This window comes from Yersinia ruckeri ATCC 29473 (genome assembly GCF_000754815.1).
Lineage (GTDB): Bacteria > Pseudomonadota > Gammaproteobacteria > Enterobacterales > Enterobacteriaceae > Yersinia > Yersinia ruckeri.
The window spans coordinates 186933-202958 of sequence record NZ_KN150747.1 but is presented as its reverse complement, the minus strand read 5'-3'; the positions used below and the strand labels follow the sequence as shown (position 1 = coordinate 202958).

The following is a 16026-nucleotide window of genomic DNA, read 5'->3' as shown; positions in this document are numbered from 1 at the left end:
CAGACTTAACCTTTAATACCATAGTGGCGCAGCATAGCATCCAACTGCGGTTCGCGCCCACGGAAGCGTTTGAACAGCATCATCGGCTCTTCTGAACCGCCACGGGATAAAATATTATCGAGGAAGGACTGACCTGTCTCAGCGTTGAAAATCCCTTCTTCTTCAAAGCGGGAGAACGCATCCGCCGACAGCACTTCGGCCCACAGATAGCTGTAATAACCTGCAGCATAACCGCCAGCAAAAATATGGCTGAACGCGTGCGGGAAACGGCCCCAGCTTGGTGCTGGTACTACGGCAACCTGCTTTTTCACTTCTTGCAAGGTTGGCAGGATCTGTGCGCCTTTAACCGGATCGAATTCGTAATGCATCCGGAAATCAAACAGGCCGAATTCCAATTGACGCAGAATAAATAGCGCCGCCTGATAATTTTTCGCCGCCAGCATCTTATCCAGCATTTCTTTCGGCAAAGGCTCATGGGTTTGATAGTGACCGGAAATAAACGCCAACGCTTCCGGTTCCCAGCACCAGTTTTCCATAAACTGGCTTGGCAATTCGACCGCATCCCAAGGCACACCGCTGATACCCGCAACACCGGCAGTATCGATTTGGGTCAACATATGATGTAAGCCATGACCAAATTCATGGAACAGCGTGGTAACTTCATTATGGGTAAACAGCGCCGGCTTATCACCAACCGGGCCGTTAAAGTTACAGACCAGATAGGCTACCGGCTTTTGCAACTCACCATTAGCCAAACGTAGGCTGTCGATGCAATCTCCCATCCAGGCACCGCCGCGTTTATGCTCGCGGGCATACAGATCGAGATAGAAACTCCCGCGCAGTTCGCCTTTGGCATCAAACAAATCAAAGAAACGCACATCCGGATGCCAGCTATCAACACCATGACGTTCTTTGGCGGTAATACCATAAATACGCTTAACCACCTCAAACAGGCCTTCTACAACCCGCTGTTCTGGGAAATAAGGGCGCAGTTGTTCATCGCTGATGGAGAATAAATGCTGCTTTTGTTTTTCGGAGTAATAAGGAATATCCCAAGCCGCCAATTCGCTCACACCGAAGTGTTCTTCAGCAAAGGCGCGTAACTGAGCCAATTCTTCTTCCGCCTGCGGACGCGCACGCTTGGCCAGATCGGTTAAGAAATTCAGTACCTGCTGTGGCTCTTCCGCCATTTTGGTCGCCAGCGAATGATCGGCATAGCTGGCAAAGCCCAGTAATTGCGCCAATTCATGACGCAGCGTCAGAATTTCTGCCATGATCTCGCTGTTATCCCACTTGCCAGCATTTGGACCTTGGTCGGAAGCACGAGTGGCAAAAGCACGATACATTTCTTCCCGCAGGGAAGCATTATCGGCATAAGTCATCACTGGCAGATAACTCGGCATATCCAATGTCAGCAACCAGCCATCCAGCTCTTTGGCCTCAGCCATCGCACGGGCGGCAGCCAGCGCGCTTTCCGGCAAACCAGCCAGCTCTTTTTCATCAGTAACCAGCTTGTTCCAACCCATAGTGGCATCAAGCACATTGTTGCTGTAGGTCGAACCCAGTTCAGACAATCGCGCCACGATTTCACCGTAACGTTTCTGCTGTTCCTCTGGTAAACCAATGCCGGACAGTTGGAAATCGCGCAGGGCATTGTCCACCGCTTTACGCTGAGGCGGTGTTAATTCGGCAAAACCCGGCCCTTCTTTTAGGCTGACATACGCCTGATACAAACCTTTATGCTGACCAACCCAAGTGCCATATTCAGACAGTAGCGGCAGACTCTGCTCATAGGCAGTGCGCAATTCCGGGCTATTTTTTACCGCATTCAGATGGCCTACTGGCGACCAAATACGGGATAAGCGATTATCGGATTCAGCCAGCGGCTGGCACAGATTATCCCAGGTAAAAGGCCCTGCCTGAGCCACAACTCGCTCCACCGATTGACGACATTCATCTAACGCGGATTGCACCGCAGGCACGATATCTTCAGGGCGAATAGCCGAAAACGGCGGCAGGGAGAACGGAGTCAATAGCGGATTTGTCATAGGGTGTCCTGATTTTTGTTGTCGTCCTGACGGTAAATTATTCATATTATTCCTACCGTCAGGCCATAAATGCGGATGAAAGATTAACATGAGGTCTATCGTGCGGAAAATCAATGGCTGGCGACATCAATCCCTTTGATAGATAATGCTGCCTAAGCCGCAGGAGAAGCCGCAAATGTTAAGTTATCGCCACAGTTTTCACGCAGGCAACCATGCCGACGTACTCAAACATACTGTTCAAAGCCTGATAATTGAGTCTTTGAAAGAAAAAGAAAAACCTTTCCTCTATCTGGATACCCATGCAGGCGCTGGTCGCTATCAGCTGAGCGGCGAACATGCTGAACGCACTGGGGAGTATCTGGAAGGTATTGCTAAAATCTGGCAACGGGAAGATTTACCCGCTGATTTAGCTCCGTATATGAGCGCCATCAAGGCGTTAAATCATGGGGAACAGCTGCGTTATTATCCGGGTTCACCGTTGATCGCGCGTCATTTATTACGCGAATACGACAAAATCAGCCTGACCGAGCTGCATCCTAGTGATTACCCAATGCTGCGGAAAGAGTTCGCTAAAGATGAGCGGGCTAAAGTTCAGCGTGCCGATGGCTACCAACAGTTGAAAGCGCAGTTGCCACCGCAGTCTCGTCGCGGTTTTATTCTGATGGATCCGCCCTACGAGATGAAAACCGATTATCAGGACGTGGTAAAAGGTATTCAGGAAGGTTACAAACGCTTTGCGACCGGTACTTATGCATTGTGGTATCCCGTGGTATTACGTCAACAAATCAAACGTATGCTGCGAGAACTGGAAGCCACAGGCATCCGCCGCATTCTGCAAATCGAACTGGCAGTACGCCCAGACAGCGATCAGCACGGCATGACAGCTTCCGGTATGATCGTGATCAACCCGCCGTGGAAGCTGGAAAAACAGATGACCGACCTACTACCTTGGCTGCATAAAGCCTTGGTACCATCTGGCCACGGCCATACTCTGGTCAAATGGGTTGTACCTGAATAAATGCACGTAAAAGCGGCAGCGATTCCCTGCTGCCGCCAGTATGACATCACAAGGGCAATCATATAACTTCAACCCTTAACTCTCAGGTTGCCGGTGCATTTTTCATCATCGTTTAACGCTAAACTCCCTTCGTCTTCCAATGCCTATCACAACCATTGATGCAACCTTTGCGACAAAGTGGGATCAGGCGTTAAACTCTTAGCTTATTTAAAACTACACTCATGGAAATGACCCTGATGACCAAACATTACGATTATCTGGCAATTGGCGGTGGCAGTGGCGGCATTGCATCAATCAACCGGGCAGCCATGTACGGTAAAAAATGTGCCTTGATAGAAGCCAAAGATCTGGGTGGAACCTGCGTAAACGTCGGTTGTGTGCCAAAGAAAGTCATGTGGCACGCGGCACAAATCGCGGAAGCCATCCGTATGTACGGCCCAGACTATGGCTTTGACACCACGGTGAACCACTTCAACTGGAAAACCCTGATCGCCAACCGTACCGCTTATATTGATCGTATTCATCAGTCCTACGAGCGTGGTTTAGGCAATAACAAAGTTGACGTAATTAAAGGCTTTGCCCACTTTATTGATGCCCATACCGTTGAAGTCAACGGCGAGAAGATCACAGCGGATCACATCCTGATCGCCACCGGTGGCCGCCCTAGTCACCCAAATATTCCCGGCGCGGAATACGGCATCGATTCTGACGGATTTTTTGCACTGGATGAACTGCCAAAACGCGTAGCCGTTGTCGGCGCGGGTTACATCGCCGTTGAGATTGCTGGCGTATTAAACGGGTTAGGTACAGAAACCCACCTGTTTGTACGTAAACACGCACCGCTGCGCAGCTTCGATCCATTGATCGTCGAAACGCTGGTGGAAGTCATGAACACCGAAGGGCCAACACTGCATACCGAATCCGTGCCAAAAGCCGTGATTAAAAATGCCGATGGTAGCCTAACCCTACAACTGGAAAAGGGTACCGAAGTCACCGTTGATCATCTGATTTGGGCTATTGGTCGTGAACCAGCAACTGATAACCTAAATCTGGCCGCCAGTGGTGTAAAAACCAATGAAAATGGCTATATCATCGTCGATAAGTTCCAGAATACCAATGTGAAAGGTCTTTATGCCGTCGGTGATAATACCGGTGCAGTCGAGCTGACGCCGGTTGCCGTCGCCGCAGGTCGCCGCCTATCCGAACGCTTATTTAACAATAAGCCGGATGAGCATCTGGATTACAGCAATATCCCAACGGTAGTATTTAGCCATCCGCCAATCGGCACCATCGGTTTGACCGAACCGCAGGCACGCGAACAATTTGGTGACGATCAGGTGAAAGTCTACAAATCCGCCTTCACCGCCATGTACAGCGCCGTCACCCAACACCGTCAGCCGTGCCGAATGAAACTGGTATGCGTCGGTGTAGAGGAGAAGATCGTCGGTATTCACGGGATTGGTTTCGGTATGGACGAAATTCTGCAAGGTTTCGCTGTGGCCGTGAAAATGGGGGCAACCAAAAAAGACTTCGATAATACTGTGGCAATCCACCCTACTGCTGCGGAAGAATTTGTGACCATGAGAGGTTAACTTAGGAAAACCACCCATACATTTTGTCATATTCTGGTAAATATTTAATAAAACCAGAAAGTTATGAAATAATATGGTGGTGGTATCGCAAAGTCGGATCTATCACAGCCGGAAGTTATTTCTTCCGGCTGAGTTGATTAAAAAAAGTGGTCGCAATGGTAAAAATCGGTAGATCGTAAAGACACCGTCAATACGTCCTTGCCGCTTGAGCCGCACCATCCTTGACGCGGACGCTTGACTTTTCACCCTGTTTTCACCACCAGAGGCCGCAGGAGCGAGGTTTGTCAGCCGTCTGAAGAATCTCAAAGAGATCCTTTGGATTATGTTGGCCGTTGTACATCATAATGCCTCGCGATTTATTATTGTGAATCATATAGTTAAAAAATAGTCTGTTAAAAATTCTGATTTCCCAATCGGGTCATATTATTTCTTCCACCAAAATAAAGCCGCAATTCTTCATTCCCTTATTACTGCTCCCGCGCCAACTTTTTAAAATATTATAATTGTTTTATACAAGTAACATGGCGAATAGTATTGTTACCCGGTGGATAATCGATAGGTTGAAGATATCCACTCGTCAGACCGACGGTGTATCGTTTTTCCCCATTCGAACTGTATTCTTTGGCCCAGTGCTGGTCGTCAGGAAAATTTACATTAAAGTAACTGATTTTTCCCCACTCTGGCCAAAAAGCACCAACACCTCGAGTACCGGAGCTATTTTCCCATGCATTAGTGATCAAACGATAACTCGGTACCTCATAGCCTGGATAACTAGCACACCATTTATCTGCTGCAGAACCAGTCATATAATTACTATCATTATGTATAAACCAATTATCAATGGTAAACGTATAACTGAGTTCGACACCATTTCCACTTTTACTGGTAGCTGTAATAGTTACAGGACTTTTATTACTCGGCTCAGCTAAAAATTTCACACTCCCATTATTATCTACCGCCACCCAATCAGGCTGACTACTCGTCCAATTATAATTCGAATTAAGTGTAGTAGTCGTGTTTATCTCAAACTGAAAATAAGCGCCAACAAAACCAGTAGAGGGAAAACCCTCATTAGCTGCGAATCTGTAATTGTTAACATTAATACCGGTTATGATATCAATGGGTAAAAAGATAGTGGGTGTAGTCAACTCAGTATTGTTGATACTTGCTGTTACGATAGCCTCTCCGACAGTGTTATTTGTCAGTGTTATTAATACTTCACCGTTGCTATCGGTGGTTCCTGTTGCAGAGATTATTGCATCATTATCAGCACTGAAATTGACTACTTGATCAATGAGGCGAGAGCCTTGTTCATCGGTAACAGTCGCTTTCACACTGTTGGTCGCAACTCCGTTTGCCCAAGCATTATTTGTGACGGTAATTAACTCACTGATGACTGCGTTAACCGTACTTGGAGTATTTTCTTTTTGCAAAACAGTTATCGCCGTTGTGCTTATATTTGATCGGTTCCCCCTGGAATCATAAGCTACAACATCAACGTGATAGGTATTATTACCATCTATCTGGTAAGGGGGGTAAGTAATGGCTAATTTACGTCCCGGTAACTCAACACTATTGCCTCCTGCGGCTAACAATGCGGAAATATTTATCCACTCAACACGTTCAACATTATGTTTACTAACAATTTTCGTGAGTATAATTCCATTATCGCCAGAATACCCTCTTAATTGTTCGGTACTAGTAATATTTAAAATATCCTGCTTTTGGTATTCCAATACGATGTTGTTGTTACGATCAACCAAGTTATAACGTGCTTCTGCTAACTGACGTGTGCCCGCCACTGCGGATGGGTCAGTCAGGGATAACCAACTCTCACCTAGATGATAGCTGAGCTGAATATTAAACTGAGTATCACTTTTACCTGCTTTCCCTCTACGTTCATCGATACCGAACGTCAACAACGGGAATGGTGTATAGGTTATCCCCGCGGTTACTGCATAAGGATTCTTCTGTAACTTGTCCTTACCAAACAGCGCCACACTATCACCACTATACTGTTCATACATCAGTTTTCCCCCTAACTGAGGTAAGACCGGTAACCAGGCATTTGTTCGTATATCAAACCCGTTCGCAGGACGTTCATCGTGATCAATAAAATCCCGCGACTGATGCCAATTATTCAGACGCATATAGCTGTTTGCGGACAATTGTAGGTAATCAGTCCAAGCTTCTGCACCAAACCCTAAGCGTGAATTGATACCTGTCAGATCGTTATCATAAAAAGTGTTTGCTCCCAATATCCAGTTTCCCATTGAGATACGCCCCCCCAACCCCAAATTAGCGGTATTACGGTGATCTTTGTTGCGTATGCCCAGTTGTGTGAAAATGATGGCGGATGATGAGTCGTAGAACGAAAACAACCAATCCAGTGAGCTTTCCCTTAGTGAAAATTTATCATCCACATTTAGCCGCACTTGAGCCGTTCCATACTGCCCCAGCCACTTCTGAATTTCTTTGTTCGCTGTACTGGAAACCTCCGAACGAACGACATCCGTTGCGACTGTAGTGGGGTCAGATGAAGCCAATAAGGCACTGACTCGCTTTACATATTCCTTAGTCTGAGGATTATTCTCAATGCCGACGGGGCAATTTACTTCATTGGGAGTAACCACACTAACCTTTGTGGCTCCCTGCTCCGCAATTATCGGCACAGGAATATCAATCTCTTCACCTGAACTAACTTGCTCAAATCCTTGTGGAAAGGTACGAAACTGGTTTATCTGCTCCAGTTGTGCAAGCGTTAGCCCCAGTTTTTTTGCCACACTGCTTACTGTTTCTCCCTCACCCAGTACATATGACTTAGTCACCATGTGTGTCTTGTCTGCTTTACGCTCCTTCTGGGTACTGGCAAGCTCAGATGAAAACGAGGGACTGATGAGGAACAGAGCCTGGAAGAGAAAAATAGCCAAACAAAAATATTGGCGCTGAAGTTTATTTTTCGCTGAAAAAAATAGGGAAGTCCGGTGATTTGTTTTAAAAAAAGACCTGATGATATTTTCATTCATATATTTTCAAACCTTGCTAAATCATATAATAAAAATGAAATGACATTTTCAACTTTATTTTTTTAAATATTCCATTTTATTATTTTAACAATAGCAATCATCATTTTTATTCGAAAAAATAAATCACTTCATCAACTATTGATGTTTCTTCTCATAAATACTGGTAGATAACTATAATACTAAAATATTACATATCCGAGGTTGTGCATTGTAGTTTAAAATAAAGTCATCGTAAAACCCTACAATTCAGTCAAAACAAATTAAAAATGATGTTATAATTAAAAATTGTGTTTGGTATCAACTCACTAATCAATTAGTAATTCAGAATGCCTATTAAACCTGATAAAAAGACAAGATAAATTATTTATTTTTAATTTCTTATAGATTGAGCACCTATAGTAACTCACTGTTTTATTTGAAATATTTAGTTTTTTTGATATCTTTTTGTTATTAAGACCCAGTAAAATATACGTTATTACCCTCTTTTCATTGTCATTTAATGATGTATCCACTTTTAATATAACCTTACTCTTTTTAAAAATGAAAACGCTCACTTCATTTGAATGATAATAGCTATTTATTATAGTATGAATACTACAAATGCAATTCAAGCTACTTATAATGAACTTTGTAATATTAAAAAAAAACCATCTCCTCAATAAATGTGTACATCTTATTGAAGTGATATAATATTACAATACTTATCTCTTTTACTCGTAATTTAACATCCATTAAAGCCAATAGTAATGCTTCATTATGACCATCGTAATTAATGAAAATAATATCGCCATCACTAAACTTTTCTCTTTGCAAAAAGCGTAAATCACTAATGAGTATAAGATCTCTATCTAAATCCATTTTTGGAAACTTTGCATTGTATATACTTTTAAATCCATATGAAAAATATTCACAAGAACTGAATAAATAAATCAAGCTACAACCCTTACAGTCACAATCATGTAAATATGTCCATATATAACCCCATGTAAATAATAATGACAATTCAGAATTTACACTATGACAACAAGAAAAATCCGAATAAATAAAAATAGATACTGTCACAAATAGACGCCAGTCGTCGATTAAAGGCCGAGACGACTGACACAGTAGTTTACTTAATGCATTTACTCCTTGTAATGCTTCAATAAAATCAAACGCTTTGTTAGATATATAATGAAAAATACTAATGAGGTGGGGATACAAAGAAAAACAGGTGGGTCAGCGACAAAGTGACAGTGTCTGGTTAAAAAATCTTCAGTTTTCTTTGCTATCGAAATGAAAAATGATAAGAAGTCGTGGTAAAACGGAGAAAAGTCACGGCAAATACCCAACGGGTTTACCGCTGTTTATTGCTGACGGGCATAACCGGTAATTAAAATTGTGTTTTATGCAGTCCATACTCAGGCCTGATATTCTGATGCTGCATAAGATGGCTAAACATGGCCATGTTGAAATGGATGCCACTTGTAGCGATAACAACGAACAATATGCTCATCGTGTAGAAATGGGATCTATCACAGCCGGAAGTTATTTCTTCCGGCTGTTTGATACATAAACAAAATTTAACCGTTAATGACGGTTCGACTGATTAGCCAATCAAACGATTAAAACCGGCTTCCAGATCGGCAATCAGATCATCCACATTTTCCAGTCCAATATGTACCCGCACTAAGGTACCCTCAAAACCGACCCCGCCGACGGGGCGAATCTCATCTAACTCTTCCGGTTGATTAGCTAAAATCAGGGATTCAAATCCACCCCATGAATAAGCCATGCTGAAATGTTCAAAATTATCCAGATAATGAGCAACTTGTTCATCCGTCAGACGCGATTTCAATACAAAGGAGAACAAACCGCAGCTACCGGAAAAATCCCGTAGATAGAACTCATGACCGGGACAAGACGGTAAGGCCGGATGGTTAACCTGCGCAACTTCAGGACGGGCGGCCAACCATTTGGCAATCTGAATACTGCTGGATTGATGCTGTTTTAGACGAACGCCCAACGTTCGCAGGCCTCGGCTGGCAACGTAGGCCGTATCAGCATCCACCATTTGCCCAAGCAGATAGGAATGCTCTCGCAGTTGATCCCAACAACGGGCATTAGATACCGCCGTTCCCAACATCGCATCAGAATGGCCAACGATATATTTAGTACCGGCCTGAATAGAAATATCGATACCAAACTGCAGCGCGTTGAATAACACCCCGGCCGCCCAAGTATTATCAATCATGATCACAATATCTGGGTTCGTCGCCCGAATCGCTTTCACCATTGCCGGAACATCCTGAACTTCCATCGTAATGGAGCTAGGTGATTCTAAAAATACGACTTTGGTATTCGGCTGAATTAATTCGGTAATACCCGCACCAATTAATGGCGAATAATAAGTGGTCGTGATGCCCAGTTTTGACAAAATCTTATTACAGAAATCCTGCGTCGGCTCATAAGCCGCGCCAGTCATCAGAACATGGTCACCCATAGCAACAAAAGAAAGAATCGCATTGGTTACTGCCGCCGCACCGCAGGGATAAAGTGCGCAACCCGCGCCACCTTCCAGCTCCACCATCGCATCCTGGAACGAAAAATGGGTCAAAGTGCCACGGCGGCCATAAAATAATTCACCTTTTGCCCGATTGGCGGTGGCAAACTTTTTCGCTTTTACCGAATCAAATACCAGAGACGACGCTCGTTGAATAATGGTATTAACTGAGCCTTGGGTAAATTTTTTCGCGCGCCCGGCAGTCACTAACGCTGTTTCCAATTTTTTAGACGTCATTATTTTTTCCTTTTTTGGTGCTGGAATACTTAAATTTTCACAGCGACTTACGGGTTATCCGCCACGCTGCATCGTTGTGTTTTAGCAAGTAGGTTCATTCACTGTTGGCAGTTCAACCTGATGTTCTGGCTGTTTTTTACCGGAAAATCTTTCAATGATTTGCGCTGCATTCAGGTCATGGATGACGTTAATCAAAGTCGCAGGCGCATCGGTAATCGTGCCAATAACAACCAGCATCGGTATGGTTTCAACCGGTAGACCCAGCGTCGTGACAATGAATATTTCGCCGAGGAAAGCACCGCCCGGCACACCACCAACAATGATGGCGGATAGAACGGAAATCAGCATGGTCAGGAAGAAAGTTTCCGTCGTGAAATCCAATCCCAGGACCGAGAAGATAAAGACAATCTTCAGCGCAGCAATCATCGCCACGCCACCTTTATTTAAATTCACTAATAGCGGTAAGGAGATATCGACAATTTCAGGGTTAATACCCATAGCTTTGGCCGCCCGAATAGTCACCGGTAGCGATCCTAATGAAGAGCAAGTCCCTAATGCCGTCGCGGAAGGTTCAATGGCATGTTGCCAGAAAGCACGCACCGCTTTCATCCCACCGCCGATCCAGGAATAGAGAATCGAACCAAAGACGTAATAAAGTAGAGAGGCGATAAAGAATAAACCGATGGCTCTGGCAAAGGTCATCAATAATTGAGGATCCTGACTCGCCATAGTTGCAGCAAAATAACTGCCTAGCCCTAATGGTGCCGCTTTCATGATAATCGAGACAATTTTCATAATAACGGTGTTTAATCCGTTCAATGATTCGGCAATTTGTTTGCCTTGCTCACCAGATTGACCAATCGCGATACCGGCAATGACAGACATAATAATCAATGCCAGAATGTTGGACTTGGACAATAAACCAACGAAGTCATTGGTCGTCACCATATTCACAAAGTTCATTTCACCGTTGCCAGCTTTAAACTCTTGCGTTAACTCGATGGTAACTCCCTGAGCGGGGTCAAATAAGGTCGCTAATCCGACAATAGCTGCCGCCGGAATTAACGCCATAATGATGGAGATAGCAAAAATCAACCCCATTATCCGCCCAAGTTTTTTCAAATCTGTCATGCCGGCAATAGACGACATCACACTAACGCTCACAAGTGGAACGATAATCATAAACAACAAGTTAAGAAATATCTTTCCGATAGGCTGTAATTTAAGCGCCAGAGAAGGGGCATAAATACCAATAACTCCACCGAGCGTCAGCGCGAACAAAAGAATAATAGAAGATTTGTAGGGTTCCAGACGTTTCCACATAATATTTTCCTTGGTGTGATATTTAAATTTCATGTGACTTCAGTCACCTTTTCATTTCAATTCGGTAAGCAAATATCTTATTTGTGATTAAGCTCACCTTTTTTATTTCTTATTCTTAATACGAATAACATATCGCTATTGGTAATAAATGATTACATTTGTAGTAGGCAAATGAAATACAACATTGATGCCATTTACTAAAATCACTAATGACCTGAAGGAAAGAATGAGTAATATTGCATCGTTAAAGCAGTTAGAGATATTAGTGAAGATCATAGAATGCGGTGGGCTGTCTGAGGCGGCTACGCAGCTCAATATCTCACCGTCTGCAGTGAGTAAAAGCCTATCCCATCTGGAATCACAGTTAGGCACTATGCTGCTAAAAAGAACCACACGCAGCCTGACCCTGACTGATGCCGGGACTTATCTTTACCACCGAGCCACGAAATTATTATTAGATTTTGATGAGTCATTGAATACTACCGCGGGATTTTATAATCGTCCTCAAGGAGAATTACGCCTTACCTGTTCAATTGCCTTTGGCTACTCCCATCTGATTACTCTAGTTAATAACTATCGCACTCGTTACCCAGACGTTGATTTATATATAGATCTAAACGATAACTTTGTTAATTTAAATGAAAGCAATTTTGATATTGCTATCCGCGTTGCCTCTACGCCACCCGATAATTATTCATTAAGAAAACTATCAACTATTCATTGGGCATATTGTGCCAGTCCGGAATATCTGAAAAAAATGGGTATCCCGACATCAGTGCAACAATTAACAAACCACCAATGTTTACTCTATCCAGGTTTGACGCCGATATTAAAAGATACCGATGAAGCGGGTAGCGTACATTTACTTAAACTTCGTTCGCCTATTCAGGCCAATAGTAGCTTGGTGTTACTGAAAGCCGTATTGGAACATCAAGGAATTGCCTATTTACCCACTTACCTGCTTGGCGATGCCATTCAACGTGGGGAAATTACACCGCTAGCGTTGGACGGAGAAATTACCCACGCTACTCACGGTTTATATGCCCTTTATTTCCCCAGCCGCTATAGCAACCCCAAGGTACGTTCTTTTATCGATTTTTTGGTAGAAACACTACAACCCGTACCCGTTTGGGATAATTGGATCACACCACCACCCTGAGATGAGGGTAGTCAATAAAGCCGTTTATCAAGGAACCTATCTGCCTACGTGAGTAGATTGGCCTGTTATGCCTGCCGGTTGTGATAACCAACGACTCTGTTATTATCAACAAATATCGCCGTCTTTGTAGAATATTCTTTAGGATAATCATCTGCATAAAATATGAATTTAGGCCATTGAGGAACATTATGCCGAACTCATCTAAGGATAATCAGCAGCAATCCCGCGCAGAGCCACCTACGCAGCGAACGAAGACCGCACTGCTAAGTGCCGGAATTGAAAATGGAAAGGAAGCTATTTCTGTTCTCGCCCGCATCGGCAATCGGATTAAAACCTACCCAAGCGTGGCACATATTATCCGCGCCACCGACCGATTTAACGATCGTTTAGGCAGCCAATTCGGTGCCGCCATTACCTACTTTTCATTCTTATCTTTAATTCCAATTTTAATGGTTTCTTTTGCTACCGTCGGTTTTATTTTGGCCTCCAATCCCGATTTATTGGCAGAATTGATCAATAAAATTGTCAATAGTATTAGCGATCCCAGCTTGGCGGCCACATTGAAAAATACGGTGAATACCGCTATTCAGCAGCGTACCACCGTAGGACTCACCGGTCTGGTTATTGCACTGTATTCCGGCGTGAGCTGGATGGGCAATTTACGCGAAGCCATTCGTGCGCAATCCAGGGATGTTTGGGAGCGTAATCCGCAAGATGTGGAGAAGTTCTATATTCGCTATACCCGCGATTTCATTTCACTGACTGGTTTGGTGCTAGCGCTGATTATTACACTATCGCTGACCTCAATTGCCGGCTCAGCTCAGTCTGCGATCGTTAATGCATTGGGATTAGGCGGTATCGAATGGCTAAGACCAGCGATGACGCTCATTGCCCTGTCTATTTCTATCTCAGCAAACTATTTGTTATTCCTGTGGATATTCTGGATTCTGCCACGCCATAAACCACCAAAGAAAGCTCTACTACGCGGTACATTAATTGCCGCTATCGGATTTGAAATCATTAAATTTGTCATGACCATGATGCTACCCCGCCTTGCCAGCTCACCCTCCGGTGCGGCTTTCGGCTCGGTCATCGGTTTAATGGCCTTTTTCTATTTTTTCGCTCGTTTGACGCTATATTGTGCCGCTTGGATCGCGACGGCAAAATATAAAAATGATAAAAACCCACCTGTTCCGCGCGCATAGCGCCGATTGATTCTCACCACAAATATTTTATTTGTCAATGATTTAGCAAAACATGAATCCGTTGATCTCCGCCAGAATTTGAAATTATACTGCCTGCAGCTTAATCACTCATCAAGGATCTGTTAATGGCATTTCTGACTGGCCGCAAGACGATTGCTTTGGGGTTTTTGGCGCTACTTGCCGCCATTGCTGTTTTTGCTTTACCATCAAAAATCGGAAACTCCGATGCTTTATGGCAGATTGTCAGCCAGCAATGTGTGCCAAACCAACAGCGAACGCATTCCCCCCAACCCTGCGTAGAAGTGGATATATCAGCCGGTTTTGTCGTGTACAAAGACCGCAATGGGCCATTGCAATATTTGCTGATGCCGATTCGAAAAATTAGCGGGATAGAAAGCCCTGAATTACTGGAGCCAAAAACACCCAACTATTTTTTGCAGGCCTGGCAAGCCAGACATTACATGGCTGATAAGTATGGTTCACCCATTGAGGATCGGGATATCTCGCTGGCGGTGAACTCGGAATTTGGTCGCAGCCAAAACCAACTGCACATTCATATTTCCTGTCTGTCACCGACAGTAAAAAAAGCGCTGATCGCTCAAAGCGAAGCTTTCCGCCCAAGGTGGCAACCTCTGCCAGACGGATTATTGGGGCATAATTATTTAGTTCGACGAATCAGTGTCAACGAGTTAGCGGAACAGGGAGCATTTCGGTTACTGGCTTCGGGCGTACAAGACGCGGCAGCCAACATGGGGAAATACGGGCTGGCCATGACCGCATTACCCAATGGCGAGTTTTTGCTATTGGCAACCAAACGAAATTTACCGCAGCGGCATCTGGCCTCCATTGAGGAGATTCAGGACCACTCATGTAGCATACTACTGCCGAGGCCTCCTCGCTAAGAGTCATAGCCAGATGGATAAGAATGAATATCCCGAATAAAGAGCGTGATCATTTCATTCATCATGAAAATGAGTTAGCTAACGCTCATGCATGATGGGCAATCAACAAAAAGGGAGAAACTGTACCCGCCTGTTACCCAGCGAATGAGAGAGGAAGTGACTGTAACATATCAAAATGTGCGGGTCGGGAAAGATAGTAACCCTGTGCAGCACAGGCATCAGAGCGTTTCACCAGCGCCCATTCCTTATCGGTTTCCACGCCTTCGACGATAACACCTTTACTGTAGCGGCTCATCAGCGTTACCAATGTGAAGAATAACTGCTGCCCTATTTCACTTTGCTGCAACAGAATAAAGAGATCACGAGCAATTTTGATGTATTCGTAACGCCAGCTAACAAAGGATGAAAAATTAGCCACACCGCAGCCAAAATCATCCAACCACAATCGATCCGCCTCAGCGATTTGCGAGAAGGGTGTATTACAGGCCGTATCCATATGTTCAACCAATTCAAATCTGACATAAGGCATGGATTCGATCAGTTGCCGCGCATCCGGGTCATTTTGCATCGCCATCAGTGCCTGCCCATCAATATTGATGGAGACCAGCATCGATCGATGAGTAAATAGCCCGTGCCATTGTCTGACTAACTCTAACTGCTCCAACACGACATTCAGGCGAGCTCGAATGCTAATAGCGGAGAAATAATCCTCGGGAGAAAGTCGGGTTTCCGGAGAAGACGGGTGATAAACAGCCGTCAATAGTTCGATCGCCAGTAACGTCCCTGAAGTGCGATAAATCGGTTGGAAAGTATACCTACACTGACATTGCCGCCAGAAGTTAAATCCCTTATTACAATCCAGAGCGACAAGGGATGGCGCAAGTAAATCTGATATTTTGTTAGTTAGCATCAGTTTTGTCGCCATATCTCGGGGTATCAGACAGTGGCTGTATCAGTTTTTCCACCATCATAAA

At 44.4% G+C, this 16026-nt stretch carries 11 protein-coding genes; 5 read left to right on the top strand and 6 right to left on the bottom strand.

Annotation, left to right across the window (positions count from 1 at the left end; all coding sequences use genetic code 11):
- Positions 1-5 precede the first annotated feature (5 nt).
- Positions 6-2048, bottom strand: coding sequence for an oligopeptidase A (prlC, locus tag DJ39_RS00830; RefSeq protein WP_038242892.1), 2043 nt, complete (start codon positions 2046-2048; stop codon positions 6-8).
- A 175-nt stretch (positions 2049-2223) separates the two neighbouring features.
- Here prlC and DJ39_RS00825 point away from each other — a divergent pair, with 175 nt between their 5' ends.
- Together DJ39_RS00825 and gorA are read left to right on the top strand one after the other, a co-directional pair.
- Complete coding sequence (locus DJ39_RS00825; RefSeq protein WP_038242894.1) at positions 2224-3066, top strand: 23S rRNA (adenine(2030)-N(6))-methyltransferase RlmJ; 843 nt, start codon at positions 2224-2226, stop codon at positions 3064-3066.
- A gap of 236 nt (positions 3067-3302) precedes the next feature.
- Positions 3303-4658 (top strand): glutathione-disulfide reductase, encoded by a 1356-nt coding sequence (gene gorA / locus DJ39_RS00820; protein ID WP_038242962.1) that lies wholly within the window; start codon positions 3303-3305, stop codon positions 4656-4658.
- 497 nt (positions 4659-5155) lie between these two features.
- On the opposite strand, the gene yrInv is transcribed toward gorA, so the two are convergent.
- From yrInv to DJ39_RS00800, 4 genes are all read right to left on the bottom strand, one after another.
- Positions 5156-7684 (bottom strand): inverse autotransporter invasin YrInv, encoded by a 2529-nt coding sequence (gene yrInv, locus DJ39_RS17045; RefSeq protein ID WP_004722634.1) that lies wholly within the window; start codon positions 7682-7684, stop codon positions 5156-5158.
- 305 nt (positions 7685-7989) lie between these two features.
- On the bottom strand, positions 7990-8196 hold the full coding sequence (locus DJ39_RS18390; RefSeq protein WP_071815390.1) for a helix-turn-helix transcriptional regulator: 207 nt from the start codon (positions 8194-8196) through the stop codon (positions 7990-7992).
- A gap of 1076 nt (positions 8197-9272) precedes the next feature.
- Positions 9273-10463 (bottom strand): cystathionine beta-lyase, encoded by a 1191-nt coding sequence (metC, locus tag DJ39_RS00805; RefSeq protein ID WP_004722641.1) that lies wholly within the window; start codon positions 10461-10463, stop codon positions 9273-9275.
- Positions 10464-10544: 81 nt separating this feature from the next.
- Entirely contained in the window at positions 10545-11786 is a 1242-nt protein-coding gene (locus tag DJ39_RS00800; RefSeq protein WP_038242963.1) for a dicarboxylate/amino acid:cation symporter, read from the bottom strand.
- Positions 11787-12012: 226 nt separating this feature from the next.
- On the opposite strand from DJ39_RS00800, the gene DJ39_RS00795 reads away from it, so the two are divergent.
- From DJ39_RS00795 to DJ39_RS00785, 3 genes are all read left to right on the top strand, one after another.
- Positions 12013-12945, top strand: coding sequence for a LysR family transcriptional regulator (locus DJ39_RS00795; protein ID WP_038242898.1), 933 nt, complete (start codon positions 12013-12015; stop codon positions 12943-12945).
- Positions 12946-13133: 188 nt separating this feature from the next.
- Complete coding sequence (gene yhjD, locus DJ39_RS00790; RefSeq protein WP_004722646.1) at positions 13134-14150, top strand: inner membrane protein YhjD; 1017 nt, start codon at positions 13134-13136, stop codon at positions 14148-14150.
- A 125-nt stretch (positions 14151-14275) separates the two neighbouring features.
- On the top strand, positions 14276-15052 hold the full coding sequence (locus DJ39_RS00785; RefSeq protein WP_004722649.1) for a CDP-diacylglycerol diphosphatase: 777 nt from the start codon (positions 14276-14278) through the stop codon (positions 15050-15052).
- Positions 15053-15185: 133 nt separating this feature from the next.
- Here DJ39_RS00785 and pdeH read toward each other — a convergent pair whose 3' ends face one another.
- On the bottom strand, positions 15186-15977 hold the full coding sequence (gene pdeH, locus DJ39_RS00780) for a cyclic-guanylate-specific phosphodiesterase (protein ID WP_004722650.1): 792 nt from the start codon (positions 15975-15977) through the stop codon (positions 15186-15188).
- Positions 15978-16026 lie beyond the last annotated feature (49 nt).